The following is a 1,598-nucleotide window of genomic DNA, read 5'->3' as shown; positions in this document are numbered from 1 at the left end:
CCGACCGCCCCGGCCGCCGCCCCGATGCCGGCCAAATCCGCCCCCGTCACGGCCGCGGTTCCCGGCAACGCGGTGCTGCCCAACGCGGTCTCGCCGAAATATACCAGCGAAAGCCCCGGCAAGGCGCGGATGCATACCTGCCTGGACCAATACAACGCCAACAAGGCCACCAACGGCAATGGCGGCCTGAAATGGATCCAGAAGGGCGGCGGTTATTACAGCGTCTGCAACGCCCATCTCAAAGGCTAGTGTCCTGCCCGAGAAATTCTTATGAGAATTTCTCGGATCAGCAGGCCACTAAAATATTGATCCCAGTGTCCTCGGGACACTGGGGCATCATCCGACCGGATGGACTCATCCGGTCGGATGAAGATGCTCGATAAAACAATAAATTAGAGCCATATCCGTGAACCCCATATCCGTGAACCAGTGTGAACGGATATGGCTCTACGACCCGATCTGGCGATGATTGCCAACAATGCTGTAAATCATGTATTTTGTCCAACCTTCAGGGAGGAACAAAATGCGGACATTCTCAACGAGCGACCTGTCCCGCAAATCCGGGGACATCATTGCCAGCGCTCTTCAAGGGCCGGTATCGATCAGCCAGCGTGGCAAGCCGCGCCTGGTTGTGTTGAGCGTGGAGCAATACGAGGCCCTGGTGCGCAGTCCGGAGGATCGGATTGTGGGCGCCACTGCGGACATGCCGGGGCCCCTGGCGCACGATATCGCGACGGCTATCGATGCGTATCTGGCGTCGACCGAATCAACGCCGTGAGCGTCGGTCTGCGACCCGGGACCGTCCTCAGATACCCCTATCTCTGGCATTGGCAGGACGCCCGCGGTGAAACGGAAGGGCGCAAGGAGCGTCCGATCGCCGTTGCCGTGGTGTTCCTCGCGCGGGAAGGACAGGAGTATGTCCTGCTCCTGCCTCTGACCACGCGCGAGCCCGCCACCGCGCGAGTGGCGGTCGAGATCCCGGACACGGAGAAGCGACGGGCCGGGCTTGATCGGACATTGCGCCAATGGCTCATCCTGGACGAATACAATCTCGATCCGTTGCAGGCGTCATATTATCTACGCGGGGACACGATCACCGGACAGTTCAGCGAGGCCTTTATTCGGCCTGTGCTGACCCGGTTCAGGTCTCTTTTGCCGCAGTCCAGGCGCGTGTCTCGCTATCCCTGATAGACAAGATTCACGCGCGCCCCCTTCCATTTGGCGACTGTCTTCGGGTTGATCCCATAGCGCTTCCTTCCGCTCTCGCGAAAAGATTGCACCATCAAATCCCGGGACTGAACATCCAAGCTTCCCCGCCTCCGATGCTCAAGGCGCCGGCCGGACGAACACCCGGCCGGCGCCATAGGACAGCCAGACCGCGTGCCGGGCGAACCAGTCCGCGCCCAGCAGCATGTCCACCGGCTCATGCAGGGGCAGCACCGTCAGCACCGGCGCGCGCTCCACTCCCCCGCCCACGCGCAGGCTGCCGAAACGATGCCAGTGATACAGGACGGGCCGCCCGTCCACGCCGCTGGCCTCGCCCCCGGGATCGATCGCCAGCCGGTCCGCCGTCACCCCCAGCCGCGCCGCCGCCGCCT

General features: G+C 62.5%; 3 protein-coding genes and 1 pseudogene. 3 read left to right on the top strand and 1 reads right to left on the bottom strand.

Annotated elements, in window-relative coordinates; all coding sequences use genetic code 11:
* From HUK84_RS17505 to HUK84_RS17495, 3 genes and pseudogenes are all read left to right on the top strand, one after another.
* Positions 1 to 249 (top strand): annotated as a pseudogene (locus tag HUK84_RS17505) (hypothetical protein); the annotation flags it as partial.
* Between the two features lie 274 nt (positions 250 to 523).
* The gene (locus tag HUK84_RS17500; protein WP_176641397.1) at positions 524 to 778 is read left to right on the top strand and encodes a type II toxin-antitoxin system Phd/YefM family antitoxin; all 255 of its coding nucleotides are present in this window, start codon (positions 524 to 526) and stop codon (positions 776 to 778) included.
* Complete coding sequence (locus HUK84_RS17495; protein ID WP_176641396.1) at positions 775 to 1,188, top strand: hypothetical protein; 414 nt, start codon at positions 775 to 777, stop codon at positions 1,186 to 1,188. The genes HUK84_RS17500 and HUK84_RS17495 overlap by 4 nt, the downstream gene beginning before the upstream one ends.
* Before the next feature lie 138 nt (positions 1,189 to 1,326).
* On the opposite strand, the gene HUK84_RS17490 is transcribed toward HUK84_RS17495, so the two are convergent.
* Positions 1,327 to 1,598: aspartyl protease family protein (locus HUK84_RS17490; protein ID WP_218064446.1), on the bottom strand; the 272-nt coding region annotated here is incomplete at its 5' end.

Origin of the sequence: Nguyenibacter vanlangensis (assembly GCF_013376155.1) — a bacterium.
GTDB lineage: Bacteria > Pseudomonadota > Alphaproteobacteria > Acetobacterales > Acetobacteraceae > Gluconacetobacter > Gluconacetobacter vanlangensis.
Note: the sequence above shows the minus strand (reverse complement) of the source record. Positions and strands in the feature narration are given on the sequence as shown.

Coding starts and splice junctions, on each gene's coding strand:
- HUK84_RS17500 (WP_176641397.1), top strand. CDS start 524: ATGCGGACATTCTCAACGAGCGACCTGTCCCGCAAATCCGGGGACATC.